At 60.6% G+C, this 17,399-nt stretch carries 19 protein-coding genes; all 19 read right to left on the reverse strand.

Annotation, left to right across the window (positions count from 1 at the left end):
- Window positions 1–9: 9 nt before the first annotated feature.
- Genes steA (M1617_03315) through M1617_03405 form a run of 19 tightly spaced genes read right to left on the reverse strand, consistent with a single transcriptional unit; the run spans window position 10 to window position 17,378 of the window.
- Window positions 10–1,131 (reverse strand): putative cytokinetic ring protein SteA, encoded by a 1,122-nt coding sequence (steA, locus tag M1617_03315; GenBank protein MCL5887318.1) that lies wholly within the window; start codon window positions 1,129–1,131, stop codon window positions 10–12.
- Complete coding sequence (gene steA / locus M1617_03320) at window positions 1,109–1,942, reverse strand: putative cytokinetic ring protein SteA (protein MCL5887319.1); 834 nt, start codon at window positions 1,940–1,942, stop codon at window positions 1,109–1,111. Before steA (M1617_03320) ends, steA (M1617_03315) begins: the two co-directional genes overlap by 23 nt.
- Complete coding sequence (locus M1617_03325) at window positions 1,920–3,584, reverse strand: DNA repair protein RecN (GenBank protein MCL5887320.1); 1,665 nt, start codon at window positions 3,582–3,584, stop codon at window positions 1,920–1,922. Before M1617_03325 ends, steA (M1617_03320) begins: the two co-directional genes overlap by 23 nt.
- 1 nt (window position 3,585) lies before the next feature.
- Complete coding sequence (locus tag M1617_03330) at window positions 3,586–4,434, reverse strand: NAD(+)/NADH kinase (protein MCL5887321.1); 849 nt, start codon at window positions 4,432–4,434, stop codon at window positions 3,586–3,588.
- Window positions 4,435–4,439: 5 nt separating this feature from the next.
- Complete coding sequence (locus M1617_03335) at window positions 4,440–5,240, reverse strand: TlyA family RNA methyltransferase (protein MCL5887322.1); 801 nt, start codon at window positions 5,238–5,240, stop codon at window positions 4,440–4,442.
- On the reverse strand, window positions 5,206–7,149 hold the full coding sequence (dxs, locus tag M1617_03340; protein ID MCL5887323.1) for a 1-deoxy-D-xylulose-5-phosphate synthase: 1,944 nt from the start codon (window positions 7,147–7,149) through the stop codon (window positions 5,206–5,208). Before dxs ends, M1617_03335 begins: the two co-directional genes overlap by 35 nt.
- 10 nt (window positions 7,150–7,159) lie before the next feature.
- Complete coding sequence (gene xseB, locus M1617_03345) at window positions 7,160–7,462, reverse strand: exodeoxyribonuclease VII small subunit (protein ID MCL5887324.1); 303 nt, start codon at window positions 7,460–7,462, stop codon at window positions 7,160–7,162.
- Entirely contained in the window at window positions 7,452–7,892 is a 441-nt protein-coding gene (gene nusB / locus M1617_03350; protein ID MCL5887325.1) for a transcription antitermination factor NusB, read from the reverse strand. Before nusB ends, xseB begins: the two co-directional genes overlap by 11 nt.
- A gap of 25 nt (window positions 7,893–7,917) precedes the next feature.
- On the reverse strand, window positions 7,918–8,268 hold the full coding sequence (locus tag M1617_03355) for an Asp23/Gls24 family envelope stress response protein (protein ID MCL5887326.1): 351 nt from the start codon (window positions 8,266–8,268) through the stop codon (window positions 7,918–7,920).
- 26 nt (window positions 8,269–8,294) lie between these two features.
- Window positions 8,295–9,644, reverse strand: a complete 1,350-nt coding sequence (gene accC / locus M1617_03360) for an acetyl-CoA carboxylase biotin carboxylase subunit (GenBank protein MCL5887327.1) — start codon at window positions 9,642–9,644, stop codon at window positions 8,295–8,297.
- Window positions 9,644–11,518 carry an acetyl-CoA carboxylase biotin carboxyl carrier protein gene (gene accB, locus M1617_03365; protein MCL5887328.1) on the reverse strand — a complete coding sequence of 625 codons (1,875 nt, stop codon included), beginning with the start codon at window positions 11,516–11,518 and terminating at the stop codon, window positions 9,644–9,646. The genes accC and accB overlap by 1 nt, the downstream gene beginning before the upstream one ends.
- Before the next feature lie 41 nt (window positions 11,519–11,559).
- Window positions 11,560–12,120 (reverse strand): elongation factor P, encoded by a 561-nt coding sequence (gene efp, locus M1617_03370; protein ID MCL5887329.1) that lies wholly within the window; start codon window positions 12,118–12,120, stop codon window positions 11,560–11,562.
- A gap of 24 nt (window positions 12,121–12,144) precedes the next feature.
- Complete coding sequence (locus M1617_03375) at window positions 12,145–13,086, reverse strand: aminopeptidase P family protein (GenBank protein MCL5887330.1); 942 nt, start codon at window positions 13,084–13,086, stop codon at window positions 12,145–12,147.
- Complete coding sequence (locus M1617_03380) at window positions 13,083–13,397, reverse strand: aminopeptidase P family N-terminal domain-containing protein (GenBank protein ID MCL5887331.1); 315 nt, start codon at window positions 13,395–13,397, stop codon at window positions 13,083–13,085. Before M1617_03380 ends, M1617_03375 begins: the two co-directional genes overlap by 4 nt.
- Entirely contained in the window at window positions 13,394–13,837 is a 444-nt protein-coding gene (gene aroQ / locus M1617_03385; protein ID MCL5887332.1) for a type II 3-dehydroquinate dehydratase, read from the reverse strand. The genes M1617_03380 and aroQ overlap by 4 nt, the downstream gene beginning before the upstream one ends.
- Window positions 13,838–13,861: 24 nt before the next feature.
- Window positions 13,862–14,971 (reverse strand): 3-dehydroquinate synthase, encoded by a 1,110-nt coding sequence (gene aroB / locus M1617_03390; protein MCL5887333.1) that lies wholly within the window; start codon window positions 14,969–14,971, stop codon window positions 13,862–13,864.
- Entirely contained in the window at window positions 14,968–15,489 is a 522-nt protein-coding gene (locus M1617_03395; protein ID MCL5887334.1) for a shikimate kinase, read from the reverse strand. Before M1617_03395 ends, aroB begins: the two co-directional genes overlap by 4 nt.
- Window positions 15,483–16,640 carry a chorismate synthase gene (gene aroC / locus M1617_03400; protein MCL5887335.1) on the reverse strand — a complete coding sequence of 386 codons (1,158 nt, stop codon included), beginning with the start codon at window positions 16,638–16,640 and terminating at the stop codon, window positions 15,483–15,485. The genes M1617_03395 and aroC overlap by 7 nt, the downstream gene beginning before the upstream one ends.
- A 27-nt stretch (window positions 16,641–16,667) precedes the next feature.
- The gene (locus M1617_03405; protein MCL5887336.1) at window positions 16,668–17,378 is read right to left on the reverse strand and encodes a chorismate synthase; all 711 of its coding nucleotides are present in this window, start codon (window positions 17,376–17,378) and stop codon (window positions 16,668–16,670) included.
- Window positions 17,379–17,399 lie beyond the last annotated feature (21 nt).

The raw sequence follows: 17,399 nt of genomic DNA on the forward strand, positions 1-17,399 counted from the left end.
CCTAACTGTTCAGATCCCGATCATTGCCCGAAGGCGCAACAACACCAGCGCCAACATCTCTCGAACCGAAGGAGAGATCATGACGACAGCAGTGATGACTGCGATTCCAGCACCCGCCAACAACAGAAGGTCGCTCGTTCCGACCGTCGACCGATATAGCTTGTTCACGCCCTTGGCGTCGACCAGACGATGACCGACCTTCACCCTCACGATGAATGTGGAAGCCATCCCTTTACGCCCTTTGTCCAGGTAATCGACAAGGTTGGCGTGGGTTCCGACCGCCACGATCAACTCAGAGCCCGATTCGAATGCCAGCAGTAGCGCGAGATCCTCGCTGGTTGCCGAGAGCGGCCACGGCTGAGCGGTCAGGCCCAACCCTTGGATGCGCTCCATCCCGGGAGCCCTGCCGTCCTCGTAGGCATGAACGATCAGCTTGGCTCCGGATCGCAAAGCCTCATCTGTCACCGAGTCCATATCGCCGACGATAACATCAGGCTTAAAACCGGCCTCTAGGATCGCATCGGCACCGCCATCGACACCGATCAGTACGGGCCTGATCTCCCGAATGTAAGACTTCAGGGCATTGAGGTCCTTCTTGTAGTCGTAACCCCTGACTACGACCAATGCATGTTTGCCGTGAAAGTCGATGCCGGTTTCCGGAACAGCAATCGCTCCGGTCAACAGCTCCTTCTCGTTCTCAAGGTAGTCCAAGGTGTTCCTGACGAAACTATCGAGTTGCGCTCCCATCTCACTGTCGGCTTCAAGCATTGAGGACTCGATGGATTCAACTGTCAGCCACTGTCCAGAAGCTATGAGTTCGCCTTCAAGGAACACATCGTGCCCGATGATGTTTATGGCCGCTCCATCTTGGATGCGCTCGAAGACGGCGGGCCCGACGTCATCAAGGATGTGAACCCCACCTCTGGCCAAAAGGATCGGGCCGGTGTTCGGATATGCGCCCGAAATGGAGCGAGAGGCATTGATGACGCACTCAACGCCGACTCCGAGAAGACCTTCTGCGCTGACCTTGTCGATGTCCTGGTGGTCGATGATGGCGATATCATCGCTGCTCAAGCGCTTGACGAGGTCCTTGGTGCGACTATCGATCCTAGCGGTTCCCGACAAGCGCATCCTTGCGACCCTCCGTCCTGGATCGCTTTGCACTAGCGAGCAGCTCGCTCGCGTGTGCGAGTCCGGTCTCGCTGGAACCCCCCGAAAGCATCCTCGCCACTTCGGCGATTCGGGCTTCATCGGCGACGTGATCGACCTGCGTGCGCACTCCGTCAGAGTCGACAGACTTGGTGACAACCAGATGCCGGTCAGCGAATGCCGCCACCTGGGCAAGGTGCGTGACGACCAAAACCTGATGCTTTTCGGCCAACAGGCTCAAGCGTCGGCCGATTGCGGTGGCCGTGGCGCCTCCGATTCCGGCATCAACCTCGTCAAAGACGAGGTCGATGCCGGTTTCCGGAACAGCAATCGCTCCGGTCAACAGCTCCTTCTCGTTCTCAAGGTAGTCCAAGGTGTTCCTGACGAAACTATCGAGTTGCGCTCCCATCTCACTGTCGGCTTCAAGCATTGAGGACTCGATGGATTCAACTGTCAGCCACTGTCCAGAAGCTATGAGTTCGCCTTCAAGGAACACATCGTGCCCGATGATGTTTATGGCCGCTCCATCTTGGATGCGCTCGAAGACGGCGGGCCCGACGTCATCAAGGATGTGAACCCCACCTCTGGCCAAAAGGATCGGGCCGGTGTTCGGATATGCGCCCGAAATGGAGCGAGAGGCATTGATGACGCACTCAACGCCGACTCCGAGAAGACCTTCTGCGCTGACCTTGTCGATGTCCTGGTGGTCGATGATGGCGATATCATCGCTGCTCAAGCGCTTGACGAGGTCCTTGGTGCGACTATCGATCCTAGCGGTTCCCGACAAGCGCATCCTTGCGACCCTCCGTCCTGGATCGCTTTGCACTAGCGAGCAGCTCGCTCGCGTGTGCGAGTCCGGTCTCGCTGGAACCCCCCGAAAGCATCCTCGCCACTTCGGCGATTCGGGCTTCATCGGCGACGTGATCGACCTGCGTGCGCACTCCGTCAGAGTCGACAGACTTGGTGACAACCAGATGCCGGTCAGCGAATGCCGCCACCTGGGCAAGGTGCGTGACGACCAAAACCTGATGCTTTTCGGCCAACAGGCTCAAGCGTCGGCCGATTGCGGTGGCCGTGGCGCCTCCGATTCCGGCATCAACCTCGTCAAAGACGAGAACCGGGACAGGATCCGCGCCGCTGAGCACGCTTTTCAAAGCGAGCATGACGCGCGATAGCTCGCCGCCGGATGCGATCTTGGCGAAAGGGCGATATGGCTGTTCTGGACCGGGAGCGTAGGTGAATTCAACGCGATGAGGACCATCGTTGCTCCACGCATCGAGTTCAAGGGGCTCCATCGAGACCTCGAATCTTGCCCCGTCCATCGACAGGTCAGCGACCGCATCATGCAATCTGCTGACGAAACCCGGAATCGCAGCGGACCTGATCGAGGCCAGAGTCTCCGCCACAACCTGGTAATCGGCGACAGCGGCCTCCACTCTGGATGAGGCTCCAGCGATGCTGTGGTCCGCATCCTCTAACAGCGCAAGGCGCGCGACCGCATCGGCCCGGCACTGCAAGACCTCTTCGATGGTCACACCGTACTTCTTCTTGAGCAGGGTCAGGGTAGCAAGTCGGTCGTGCCCGAACTCGAGCTGATCGGTATCGTGCTCCAAACTCTCGCCGTACTCACGCAGCTCCCCCGCGATGTCATCGAGCCCGCCGAGGAGAACCTCTAGGCGACCTCGGAATGCCTCTACCGCGGGATCGAGCGAGGCAACTCGCGTGAGTGCCACGAGGGCTCGGCTAGCGCCTTCAGTGGCGCCGTCCTCGTCCCTCAGGGACCCGAATGCCTCGGCGGTGGCTTCCGTCAGCCTGCCGCTGTGCTGCAAGATGGCCACACGTGCTGCGATCTCCTCGTCCTCCCCCATCGCAGGGGCGACCGAGTCGATGTCGGCAATCAAAGACGTCAGCTCCTCAGCCTCACGCTGAAGATCCCCGATCGTCGCCTGAAGTTTCGCAAGAGCCTCGGTGGCAGCGAAGAACTCTGTGCGAGCCGCAGAATACGTCTCCCTAGCCGCCCGTGCGGTCGTGCCAATGTAGCCGTCAAGGTAAGAGACGTGGTTTGCGGGTCGCAACAACGATTGATGGTCATGTTGGCCGTGAAGATCTACCAGAGGGGCGAGCCCTCCCGCCAGCGCCGAAACCGATGACATTTCCCCGTCGACAACACAACGGGAGCGTCCATCGACTCCCACTCTCCGCTTGACGAGGATCTCGCGGGCTTCATGCTCGAACACGCCCTCTACCAGAGCTTCCGTAGCACCGGCTCGGACCATTCTCGAATCCGACCGGCCGCCTAACAACAACTTCAGGGCTACCACGAGTGCGGTCTTTCCTGCGCCCGTCTCTCCAGAGATGACGTTCAAACCAGGCTCGAACTCCAGCCAGGCCTCATCGATCAAAGCAAGATCGCGAACGTGCAACTCGCGAAGCACCCTACCTCCTCAAGAATTCATCGCGTACGACTTCGAAGAAGTCCCGACCCTGCAACTTCAGGAGCAAGACCTCGTGAGAAGCGGGCCCGATCTCGACCTTGTCGATGGCGCTTCGGCAGGGCATCATCACGCCGTCGACGTACAGACAGGCATCTCGCCTGGCCGGATTAGGGAACCGCAACTCCACGCGATCGCTCATAGAAAGCACCATTGCACGTTGGATCAGGGTATGTGGAGCAACTGGGATCACGATCTGACACTGCACATCGGGCGAAACGATCGGCCCTCCCGCGGAAAGCGCATACGCCGTCGAACCGGTCGAAGTCGCGATGATCACTCCGTCGCAAGTGAAAGTCGCCATGTTCATCCCATTGATATCCAGCGCGACCTCGATCACCCGCCCGGAGCCCGAGCGACCCACGAAGACCTCGTTGAGCGCCCTGTATCGGCCTCCTACCCGCCCATCCATCGTCACTTCGGCCGCAAGTGTGGTGCGCCGCTCTAAGCGCCCTTCGCCGGCCAACGCCGAAGCAACGACTTCGGTCAGTCGCTTTGCCGAAGCTCCGGTCATGAATCCCAGCCGGCCCAGGTTTATGCCGAGTATCGGAACCTCGACATCGCCAAGGATGTGCACCGCCTTCAAGATGGTGCCGTCGCCGCCCAGCGCCACCGCGAGTATCGGCGAGCCGATCTCCGAAGGCGACACACCATACGACCCGACGCCCATCTCGGCAGCGTCATCGAGCGTCAGGACCGGGTCAAAGCCGCCTTCATCAAGCCAAGCGATGAGCTCGGCAACCGCCGAGGAGCTCGCCTGCTTCGCTGTATTCGGAACCAGTAACACTCGCACCGGCATCATGCCCCTAACGTCTTGTGTGCATCGGCGACCGTAGTCTCGATATCGATGCCCGATTCGCCACAAGGCCCCTTGTTCGAGGCCCACAACCAATACTCAATGTTACCCTCTGGGCCCTTGATAGGCGAATTGCAGATTCCGGCAACGCGCAAGCCAAGCCCACAGACGTGCTCCGACACCTTGTGCAGGACTTCGACGTGTAGCGCAGGATCTTTCACCACACCCTTTTTTCCCACACGGCCCTTACCAACTTCGAACTGAGGCTTAGCCAAAGCCAAAAGATGCGCGTCCGGAGTAAGCATCGAGACCACCGGAGCGGCCACCAGCGTCAGGCTGATGAAGGACACATCGATGACAGCCAGCTCGAAAGGCCCACCCAAAACGGCGGGGTCCACATGCCGGATATTCGTCCGCTCAAAGACACTCACCCGTGGATCGTTGCGCAAACTCCACGCAAGCTGACCGTACCCGACATCCACAGCAGCAACGTTCGTCGCCCCACGCTGCAGCAAGCAATCGGTAAATCCCCCCGTCGAAGCACCCACATCGATCGCACGGCGTCCTGCGACATCCACACCGAAAGTCTCGAGCGCCCCTTTGAGCTTCAAGCCACCGCGGGACACGAACTCCAACGCCGATGAGACCTCTAGCACGGCTCCCTCATCGACCTGGTGGCCGGGCTTGTGCACCACCACCGAATCGGCCTTCACTGTTCCGGCCAACACTGCTGCCTGGGCCTTCTCTCGGGACTCGAAAAGCCCCCGATCAACGAGTGCGATGTCGATCCGCTGGCGCGCCATCTTCCTGTCTCTCCATAGTGTCGACGCCTGGCATGCCGAGAAGCCGCCCGAGTACCGCGCCTCGCACACCTTCGGGCGTAAGGCCGATCTCTTCAAGCAGCTTGTTCGTCGATCCGTGGGTGACGAAGCAGTCCGGAATCGCCATTCTCAGGACCGGGGTCTCAATCCCTAAGTCGGCGAGCGTTTCGAGAACGGCGGCCCCGAAGCCACCCGCTCCCGTATTCTCCTCGACAGTCACCACCAGCCTGTGACTCAAGGCAGCCTTGGAGATCGCGACGATATCGAGGGGCTTGAGCCACCTCATGTCCACGACGGTCGCCGAGACCCCGTCTGATGCGAGCAGCTCAGCGGCCTTCTCGGCGGTCTGGGTCATCCTGCCGATCGCGAGAATCGCGACATCGGTGCCTTCACGCACCGGCCTGGACTCGCCGGCAGGCAGCTCGACTGGGGTAGCTGGAATCGCCTCGCCGATGCCGAACCCGCGCGGGTATCTGATCGCGACCGGTCCATCGGCGGCAAGCGCTGTGCGAAGGGCGCTCGTGAGCTCGGCCTCGTTGGAGGGCGCGAGGATCATCAGGTTCGGGATCGACCGTAGGTAGGTGAGATCGAACACGCCATGGTGTGTGGGGCCGTCCTCGCCGACAAGCCCGGCGCGATCGACGCAGAAGGTCACCGGCAGGTTCTGCAGCGCGACATCCATCATGAGCTGGTCGTAAGCGCGCTGCAGGAAGGTCGAGTAGATGGCGACCACCGGCCGCAAGCCGCCCAGCGCAAGTCCCGCGGCCAATGCGACCGCGTGTTGCTCGGCGATACCGACATCGAAGAACCGCTCAGGGAATCGCTCGGCAAAAGTGTCGAGGCCGGTTCCGGCGGGCATGGCGGCCGTGATCGCAACGATGCGCTCGTCACGCTCAGCCTCGGCCACGAGCGATCTGCCGAAAACCTCGGTGTACGAAAGCAGCCCGTTCTTCTTCGAGGAGGTCTTGCCAGTAGCCACCGAGAACGGGCCGACACCGTGGAACTCGTCGGGTTTGTCCTCTGCGTGCTCGTATCCTGCCCCTTTGCGCGTGACGCAGTGGATGATGACAGGGCCGTCAACGAGCTTCGCCCTCTCCATCGCCGAGGAAACCGCTTCGATGTTGTGGCCATCGATGGGGCCGACGTACTTGAGGCCCAGCTCCTCAAAGAGCATCCCCGGGACCACCAGCTGCTTGAAGGACTCCTTCGCTGCCTCACCGGCGGCGACCATGACCGCGCCCAGGCGGGTCCTTGCCAGCGCTGACTCGACGTCATCGCGGAGGCGATTGTAGCGCGGGTCGAGGCGGACCTTGGCCAGGTAGCTGGCGAGCGCACCGACGTTCTGCGCGATCGACATCTCGTTGTCGTTCAGCACGATCACGAGCGGCGTTCCGATATGCCCGACGTGATTCATCGCCTCGAAGGCCATGCCTCCCGTAAGCGAGCCATCCCCGATGACCGCGACGACCGTCTCGTCCCTCCCGGCTGCGTCGCGCGCCAGCGCGAGCCCGTGCGCAACAGACAGCGAATCCGAGGCGTGCCCAGTGTCGAAGGCGTCGTACTCGCTTTCGGAACGCTTCGGAAAGCCGCACAGGCCGCCGTACTGCCTCAAAGTGCCGAAGCGGTCCCTTCGGCCGGTAAGAAGTTTGTGGACGTAGGATTGGTGCCCCACATCCCAGATGATCTTGTCCTTGGGGCACTCCAGCGCCAGATGGATACCGATCGTGAGCTCGACCACTCCCAGATTGGGAGCCAGATGACCGCCGGTTTTCGCGACCGTGGCGATGAGCTCTTCGCGGATTTCAGCAGCCAGGGTTTGAAGCTGAGCCGCCGAAAGGCCGCCAAGCCCACAAGGCGACTCGATGGTGTCCAGTATGCGTTCAGTAGTCAACCGGGCATCCTCACCGCTCAAGAGAGTCGGAACCCTCCACGCTCTCGCTGTGTGCCTTGCTCGCGCCCTCGGCGCGGTCATCGCTCGCATTACCGTCGGGCGTTTCGGACTCGACCTCGCCGTCAGCTGGACCCTCAAGGGCCTGCCTCAGATCCGTCTGGTCGGAAAGCTCGGTGCAGATGTTGGCTAGCCGAATCCCCTCCTCAAGCAGGTCCAAGCTCTGCTCCAGGGAGACATCCTTCTTGCGAACCTGCGTGACGATCTCCTCGAGACGCTCGCGCGCCATCGTGAATGAGTAGCGCTCATCGGACATCCTCGGGCCTCCAACCTTCCTTCATCCGCGCCGCCGAATCAGCCAACCTGCCGAGAACCCCGTTGACGAACTTCGAGGAGTCCTCTCCCCCGTAGAGCTTAGCGAGCTCGACGGCCTCGTTGATCGATACCGACACCGGGACGTCATCCGCGTACACGATCTCGTAAGCGGCGATGCGCAGGATATTACGGTCGACAAGCGGCATGCGGGCGACCGTCCAGTGCTCGGAGATGCGGCCCAGAAGGTCGTCGATCCCGCTCTGGTGTTGCTCCACGCCCTGTGACAGCTCAAGACCGAACGGAAGCAGCTCTCCCTCTTCGCGGCTGTAAGAGCCATCGCGCATGATATGCTCCACGCTCTCACCAGTGATTTCTCGCTGGTAGAGGATGTGAAGGGCCTGCTTCCTGGCCTTGGATCGCTCTATCATCATTCGGCAAACACCCGCCCGATAAACCTCATGCAGGAAAATCGATGCCGTCGATATAGACGTCGACAGCATCGGTCTTCAGGCCGACTTGGCTAGCCAGCGCATCGGCGATCGCTTCCTGCGTCCGTTGGGCGACTTCCCTGAGCGGGTGGCCGTACAGGGCTCGCACGTGGATAGCAACGTTGACTTCCGAGGAATCGCCCAGGCTGACCTCGACGCATCGACCGGGACCCATGCTACTCGACTTGCGGACCATTCCTGCAAGCCCCGGATAGCAAACCTGGGCCACGCCATCGACACTCTCGGCGGCCAAGGTCACAATCGTTTCAAGGACGCCGGGCGCTATGGCCAGTCCTTCGATCTTTATCTCTTCAGACATCATATAACCCCGCAGACTTCTCGGTTTCAGCTCGACGACATGTGACGGTCGACGAAATCAGTATAGACCTCACCGGCCTGGAATGCAGGATTCTCGACGACTCGTTGATGAAATGCAACTGTCGTGGGTATCCCGACCACGATGAACTCATCGAGGGCGCGCTTCGCTCGCGCTAGGGCCTCATCGCGATTCTCGCCCCACACGATCAGTTTTGCAAGCAAGGAGTCGTAGTTGGGCGGCACTCGATAACCTGAGTATAGGTGGCTATCGATCCGCACGCCGAACCCTCCAGGCGGATTGAAGACCTTCACCTCTCCGGGACCCGGGCGGAAGTCGTGCTCGGGATCCTCGGCGTTTATGCGGAACTCGATTGCGTGGCCCCGAATCTGGATGTCGCTCTGCTCGGTGTGGCGCATCGGTAGGCCGGCAGCGATCCTGAGCTGCTCTTTGATGATGTCGACTCCGGTGATCTGCTCGGTGACCGGGTGCTCGACCTGGACCCGGGTGTTCATCTCCATGAAGTAGAAGCTGCCATCGATATCGAGCAGGAACTCGACGGTTCCGGCGTTGCGGTAGTCAACAGCACGCACGAGACTCAGGGCCGCTTCGCCCATGCGTTCGCGCAGCTCAGGGGTGAGCGCAGGCGACGGTGCCTCCTCGATGAGCTTCTGATGGCGCCGCTGCACCGAGCAATCACGCTCGTAGAGGTGAACCGCGTTGCCATGGGAATCCGCCAACACCTGGAACTCTATATGCCGAGGACGCGACAGGTACTTCTCGATGTACACGCCATCGTTGCCGAAGGCGGCGCCTGCCTCGTTGCGAGCCGCGACGAATGCCGTTTCGAGCTCCTCGGCGCTGGTCACGACCCTCATGCCCTTGCCGCCACCACCAGCAGAAGCCTTGATGATCACCGGGAAGCCCACACGCTGGGCGAATGCCAGGGCGTCCTCAGCGCGCTCGACCTCACCATCGCTTCCGGGGACGCAAGGCACGCCTGCAGCCATCGCGGTCGAGCGCGCGACCGCCTTGTCGCCCATCTTCTCGATGGCTTCGGCGGACGGGCCTACGAACACCAGGCCGGACTCTTCGACAGCGCGCGCAAAAGCCGCGTTCTCGGCGAGAAAACCGTATCCGGGATGGATCGCCTTGGCGCCACTCATCAGCGCCGCCGAGATGACGTTCGCCATGTTGAGATAGCTCTTCGTCGAGATGGCCGGCCCGATACACACCGATTGATCGGCCATACGGGCGTGCAGGCTGTCGCGGTCGGCCTCGCTGTAGACGGCGACCGTTTCTATCCCCATCTCCTTGCAGGCCCGAATCACCCTCAGGGCGACTTCGCCCCTATTCGCCACGAGGACTCTGTCGAACATCAGCTGCTCGGTGCCGGGTCGTAGTAGAAGAGCACGGTACCGTACTCGACCGGCGTTGCGTCATCGACGCACACTTCCTTGATGACTCCGGATTCCTCGGCAGTGATCTCGTTCATGAGCTTCATGGCTTCCAGGATGCAAAGCGGCTGATTGACGCTGACGGCATCGCCGACGCTCACGAACTCAGGTGCGCCGGGTGACGGCGAGCGGTAGAAGGTGCCGACCATCGGGGCCGTGACCTGCTTCCATGCCGAAGGGCGCTGGTCGCCGTTGGGCGAGGTGGCCGCAGCCAACACAGGTGCTGCCGAAGGAGCCGCCGCAGCCGCCGGTGCGGCTACGACCGGGGCCGCCTCTTGTGCAGAAACCCCACCCTTGCGGATTGCGATCTTCGCGCCGCCCTCCTCGATGACAATCTCGCTGACATCCGATGCCTCGATGATCTTCACGAGTTCCTTGATCTGGTTCACGTCCATGGACTGATCTCCCTCTTTGGCTGACTTGATCTCTTCGCCCATCATGAATACGGCGTTCTTCAGGCCGTCCTTGTTTGCGGTCAGGTAAGCGCGTGCCTCGTTCGGGAAGAGGGCGTACATGAGCACGTCCTCCTCGGATTTGGCCAGATCACCAATCTCGGCTTCGACGTCGGCGTATGTGGTTGTCGCCATCGAGCCCGGACGTACGTCCGGATCGAGCGGAGCTGTTCCGCAAAGAACCTTCGCCACGACATCTGGGTCCATCGGACCTGGCGCCCTGCCGTACAGACCGCGAATGTAATCCTTCATCTCCTGGGGCACGATGTTCCAGCGCTTGCCAGTGAGCACGTTGATGACAGCCTGTGTGCCGACGATCTGCGAGAGTGGCGTGACGAGCGGCGGATAGCCGACCTCTGCGCGGACTCTTGGGATCTCCGCAAGGACATCAGTCAGCCTATCGCTGGCGTTCTGCAGCTCCAGCTGACTAAGCAGGTTCGAGAGCATGCCTCCTGGCACCTGGTGGCTGAAGACCTCCATGTGCATGAGTGATGTCACACCGCGCTTGAAGTTATTGCGGATGCGGACATCCTCCCAGTACTCGGCGATCTCGAAGAGCAGCTCCAGGTCGATGCCTGTGTCGTACTTCGATTCCTTCAGAGCCGCGACGATCATCTCCACCGCAGGCTGACTGTTCCCAAAGGCAAGCGCCACGACCGCTGTATCCACGATCTGCGCCCCGGCCTCAATGGCTTTGAGGTAGTTCATGGGAGCCATTCCGCCGATGTAGTGGCAGTGCACCCGGATCGGAAGCCCGATCTCCTTCTTGAGTGCCGCGACCATCTTTTCGGTCCGAAACGGGGTGAGCATTCCGGCCATATCCTTGATACCGATCAAATCAGCGCCGGCGTCTTTGAGCTCTTGAGCGTGCTCGATGTAGGAGTCCAAGGTGTGGACCGGGCTCACAGTGTAGCTGAGTGCGCCCTCGAACAGTCCCCCACACTCCTTGATCGCCTCGGCGGTCACCTGGACGTTTCGGATGTCGTTCAGGGCATCGAAGTTGCGGAAAACATCGATTCCGTTGCGCTTAGCGGCGAAGACGAACCTTCGGCAAAGGTCATCGGAGTAGTGCCTGTAGCCGACCAAGTTCTGGCCGCGGAGCAACATCTGCAGCGGAGTGTTCGGGCAATGCCGCTTGATGGCCCTCAGGCGATCCCAGGGGTTCTCGTCAAGGAAGCGCAGGGCCGCGTCGAATGTCGCGCCGCCCCAAACCTCGAGCGACCAATAACCGACCGAGTCCATCTTCTCGAGGATTGGCAGCATGTCGCCCAGACGCATCCGAGTCGCCCACAGGGACTGATGTGCGTCGCGCAAAGTGGTATCTGTGATGAAGACGCGTGCCATGCCGTGCTCCTTGCCCAATTAAGGATCGAACGTCCGGCCCGCTAGACGCGGGTGACGTAGCGCCCATCGCGTGTATCAATACGTAGCTTATCGCCGGTCTCGACAAAAAGCGGAACCTGCACCACGGCACCGGTCTCAAGTGTGGCCGGCTTGGTTCCGCCCTGGACCGTGTCGCCCTTGAATCCGGGATCGGTCTCCGTGACTTCGAGTTCAACGAACATCGGAGGCTCCACGCCCATATACTCGCCGTCTGCGGTGAGCATCTCAACCTCGTCGGTCTCGCGGAGCCACTTAGCCGCCGAGCCTACGAAATCGGAATCAAGCTCCACCTGCTCGTAGCTCTGCGCGTCCATGAAGTGGAACGTCACGCCATCTGAGTACAGGAACTGCATCTTCTTGTTCTCAACTCGGACGTCATCGAACTTCTCGCCAGCCCGAAACGTGTAATCAACGATCCGGCCGGACTTGAGCTCCTTTAGCTTGGTGCGCACAAACGCACCTCCCTTACCGGGCTTGACGTGCTGGAACTCCACAATCACCCATCGCTTGCCTTCATGGACGATGCACATACCGTTCTTGAAATTGCTCGTAGATACCGCCATATAGTCAGTACTTTCCTTCCAGGATCAAAGCTCGAGGAGCTCACGCGGAGAACCGCTCAACAGGGTGTAACCCTCGGACTCCACAACAGCGAGGTCCTCTATTCTAACACCGCCAAGCCCCGGGATGTAGATACCAGGCTCCACAGTCACCACACTTCCCGTGAGCACAGCCGCCCTGCCGCGAGGGCTCACTGTAGGCAACTCATGAACCTCCAGCCCAACACCATGCCCTAGCCCGTGGCCGAAGCGTCCGGCAAACCCCGCCGATTCGATGACTTCGCGAGCCTTCGCGTCGATATCCTGGCCGCGCAGTCCACCTCGAAGCGCCTGCAAGCCGGCAGCGTGCGCCTCCAGTACGACCGCGTGAAGCTCCCTCTGCTGTTCCGACGCCTTGCCGATGACGACTGTCCGGGTCATGTCGGCGCAATAGCCATCGACTTTCGCTCCAAGGTCGATCGTCACGAGATCCCCAAGCTCAAGCACCTTTTCCGAGGCGATCGCATGCGGCCTCGAGGAGTTCAGCCCGCTCGCCACGATGGGCGGGAATGCGAGGCCGTCGGCGCCCTCAGAGCGCATGAACGCCTCAATCTCCCAGGCGATCTCCCGCTCGGTAACTCCAACGCCCAAACGAGTGAGAATATGCTCGAAAGCGCGATCCGTGAGCTTGGCCGCTTGCTGGATTCGATCTAGCTCCTCAGGCTCCTTGACCTGACGCTGCTCCTCGATCCACTGGTCGATCATCTCAACATTGCCGTCGAAGCACTCAGAGATGAAACGAAATCGTCCGTACGGCATCGAGGATTCGAGCGCGAGCGAACCGACTCCTGAACCTGCAAGTACGTCACACAATTCGACGTAAAGGGACTGGTCGACTGCGCGGACTGACCAGTCCGTGCCCACAGCGGCCTCAACGGCCGCCTCGGTGTACCGAGAGTCTGTGAATGCCTGGGCAATTGACTCTGTCACCAGACACGCAACGTTCGCGTGACTGAACCTGCAAGTACGTCACACAATTCGACGTAAAGGGACTGGTCGACTGCGCGGACTGACCAGTCCGTGCCCACAGCGGCCTCAACGGCCGCCTCGGTGTACCGAGAGTCTGTGAATGCCTGGGCAATTGACTCTGTCACCAGACACGCAACGTTCGCGTGATCGTCGAAAACACCCTCAAAGCCGGTGATGTATCGGATGTTGACCACATCAGTGACCACGATCGCTGGAATCCCAGAATCCGCAAGCCGCTTTCGGAGCAGTCCCAGCCTGCGGCCAGGGTTCATCGGGCCACTCCAGCAGCCGCGATCGCAGCGTGGACGCCAAGGACATACGAATATGCCCCGAAGCCGCATATCTGTCCCGAGCACACGGGAGCGATGACACTGCTTTTCCTGAAATCCTCTCTTGCGGAGATATTGCTCAGGTGGACCTCGACCACTGGCACCTTACAGCCAGCCACAGCATCCCTGATAGCGTAAGAATAGTGGGTGAAAGCTCCTGGATTGAACACGACGGCATCGTATCTGCCGACAGAATCCTGTAAGGCATCGATCAACGATCCCTCGTGATTGGACTGGAAGAAGCCGACGTCCACGCCTAAGGCGCTGGCTTCCTGAGCCACTGTGGCTTCCACATCATCAAGGGTTACATTGCCGTAGACTTCAGGCTCACGGGTTCCCAGCGTGTTGAGATTCGGTCCGTTCAGTACTAGAACTCGCAACATGACGCTCCCCCTGTTCGGTGAGGCTCACATGGACTTGTGGCGTTCGATATCGGCAGCCAGAAACGCATTCAGCTCGTCGGCAATAGTTCTCTCGTCTACCGGGACGACTACCCACGATCCGGGTTCGGTCGCAAAGACGAAGCGTATCTCACCAGCGCGCACCTTCTTGTCGGACCGCATGGCATAGCGTACCGCATCGACGTCCAAATCGGCCAGAGCTGGACTCAGACCAAGTGCGTCGAGCAGGGCGACTTGCCTAGTGCCGAAGTGTTCGGAGGCCATGTCGAGCCGAACAGAGAGCCCTGCTGCGAACCTGAGTCCGGCTGCGACGGCAAGACCATGCGGAATGACGCCGTAACCAGCAACCTTCTCGATCGCGTGTGCCAAAGTGTGTCCAAGATTGAGGGATTCCCTGGGGCCAGCCTCGCGTTCGTCGGCTTGCACGACCGAAGCCTTGGAGCGCACACAGTCGGCCACAACTTCCGTAAGAACCGCAGTCTCACCTGCAAGCAGACTCTTCGAGTCGCGCTCCAGCCGGGCCAGAAGCGATTCACCATCCAGGAATGCGGTCTTGACCACCTCCGCAAGTCCGCTCTTGAGCTCACTTTCCGGCAGCGTTGCGAGGAGCGCCGTGTCCGCGATGACCGCCCGTGGCTGGACGAACACTCCGGCTAGGTTCTTCCCGGCAGCCAGATCCACCCCCGTCTTCCCGCCCACCGAAGAATCCACCTGGGACAGGAGTGTTGTGGGAATCTGGTAGTAGTCGATGCCTCGCATATAGACCCCGGCCGTGAAGCCTGCGATGTCGCCCACTACTCCGCCGCCGAAAGCGATGATCGCTTCATCTCGCTCGACGCGTTCATGGGCCAGCTGCTCCAGTAGCCGACCGGCTAACTGCCAGTTCTTGGATTGCTCGCCGGGAGGTACCTGCATGACTGTGAACGATATTCCTGCGCCTGCAAGCGACTTTTCGAGTACGGACCCGTGAATTTCGTATGCGGTCCGGTCGGCGATTATCGCGACTCTTGGTCGACGAAGAAGGTCAGCAAGGACGGGTCCCGTGGCGCCGAGCGCACCAGGGCCAACAAGAACCTCGTAGCTACCCCCTGAGCACTGGACTGGTACCACAATCATGGCGTTGTCCTGTCCGAGAGCACCTTCAATGCGGTCTGGGCCACGTCAGAGATAGAAAGCCCACGAGTGTCGATGGTTGCGTCGGCAAGTGCGTCGTAGAGGCACTCGCGCGCAGCCAGTAGCGATGTGGCTGCCATGGAGCCCGCAGGGCCCGCAAGCAAGGGTCTGGTCGAAGTGTCGCCGATCCGGGCCAGCGCCTCCGCGGCATCGACCTTGAGGTACAAGACCATGCCCATACGCTTCAGTGCCGCCCTGTTGGCAGCAGTGAGGACGACTCCCCCTCCGCACGCGACCACCGAAGGCGTCGAGTCTTGCAAAGCAATGAGTGCGTCGGTCTCCAACTGCCTGAACGCCACTTCACCCTGGGACTCAAAGATCTCAGGAATGGTGCGTCCGGCATTGGTGACAATGGACTCATCCAGATCGATGAAGGGAACGTCGAGATCCGCTGCCAGCAGTCGCCCAACGCTCGACTTGCCCGCCCCCATAAAGCCGATCAGGAACAGATGCCCTACCATGACTCGAGCCTCTGCAGGTAAGCGTGCTGTGCAACCTGGATGTCCATCAAGTTGTTTCCGCCGAAGGCTTCGATGTGCGCAGCAGCCAACACAAGGCACACCTCGGCTTCCGCAACCACAGCTGCTGCAGGGACCGCACACACGTCGGATCGCTCCTTGGAGGCGTCCACGATTGCGTGAGAGTCTATGTCGACGGACGCTAGTGGCGTCATCAGTGTCGGAATCGGTTTCATCGCTGCGCGAACGACCAGCGGCTGTCCGTTGGTCATGCCACCTTCGAGACCGCCAGCGTGATTGGTCAGCCGATGATAGCCCCGAGTAGCATTGTGATAGATCTCGTCGTGTACTTGGGATCCGACCTGCCCCGCCGAAGCGAACCCAGTGCCGAACTCGACGCCCTTGATCGCCGGTATGGATATCACCGCTGCAGCCAATCGTGCGTCGAGACGCTGATCGGCCTGTGCGTACCCACCGAGTCCGGGCACAAGGCCCGTCGCAGTCACATAGAAGGTCCCGCCGAGGCTCTCCCCTGCGGCTTGAGCCTGATCGATAGCCACACGCATCCTGCCTGATGCCTCAGCATCCGGACAGCGCAGGTCACTACCCTCAACCACCTTGTGGTCAATAAGCTCGGGATTGAGAGGGGCTTGGATCGACACTTCGCCGACAGAAGCAACAAAGGAGTGAACCTCGACTCCAAGTTGGCGGAGGAAGGCGCGTGCCACCGCGCCGGCTGCCACCCTAGCGGCAGTCTCTCTGGCACTTGCACGCTCAAGGATGTCGCGCACATCACGGGTCCCGGTCTTCATGATGCCAGCTAGGTCTGCATGGCCGGGACGAGGAGCCTTCACTCGGGCTTCTTCGCGAAGATGGCCAGGTGCGGCCTGCATCACATCGGTCCAGTTGTCCCAGTCGCGATTGGCCACAGTCAGGGCGATAGGCGACCCAATAGTACTGCCAAGCCGCACCCCCGCCGAGATAAGCGCCCTGTCACGCTCGATACGCATACGCCCGCCACGGCCGTAGCCGACTTGGCGGCGTGCTAGATCATGGTCGATCATTGCCTGATCGATGGGAATGCCAGCAGGGACGTCACTAATGATGGCAGTCAAGGCTCGTCCGTGGGACTCGCCGGCGGTGACATAGCGCATGGGGATTCTTCCTCCGAGCTTGGTTGGCTACTTGCCCACTGGAGTGATGACCCCTGGCTCATTCGGGTCAACTACCGCACCAACCCCGACTGCAAGTCTGATGGAGGCGTCACCATAGGCGAATGTAGCAGATCGATCGGCGATACTCCGAACCATCCAGGGAGTACCAGCGATGGACTCTCCTGCGGCCAAGGTGTGGGTTACGCCGTTCAAGTCAACGACCACGTTTGGAACCCCATCCTCGACAACGATGTTGACGAGAGTCAGTCGATCGACCCCCGCAGTCCCCGTAGCTACGGCACCCGGGGTGACAGCTGCTGACGGTCGAATAACGGGCTTGAAGATATCCCTGAATGTGAATAGCTCCGACGAAGGTATCGCTGCAGGCTCAACGATCTCTTCGGGCACAGGCGTCGGTGACGTCTCGGCTGGCTGTTCCACAATGACTTCGATCTCATCGAGGGCCTGCGCCTGCATCACATCGGTCCAGTTGTCCCAGTCGCGATTGGCCACAGTCAGGGCGATAGGCGACCCAATAGTACTGCCAAGCCGCACCCCCGCCGAGATAAGCGCCCTGTCACGCTCGATACGCATACGCCCGCCACGGCCGTAGCCGACTTGGCGGCGTGCTAGATCATGGTCGATCATTGCCTGATCGATGGGAATGCCAGCAGGGACGTCACTAATGATGGCAGTCAAGGCTCGTCCGTGGGACTCGCCGGCGGTGACATAGCGCATGGGGATTCTTCCTCCGAGCTT

The organism is Actinomycetota bacterium (genome assembly GCA_023488435.1).
GTDB lineage: Bacteria > Actinomycetota > Coriobacteriia > Anaerosomatales > UBA912 > UBA912.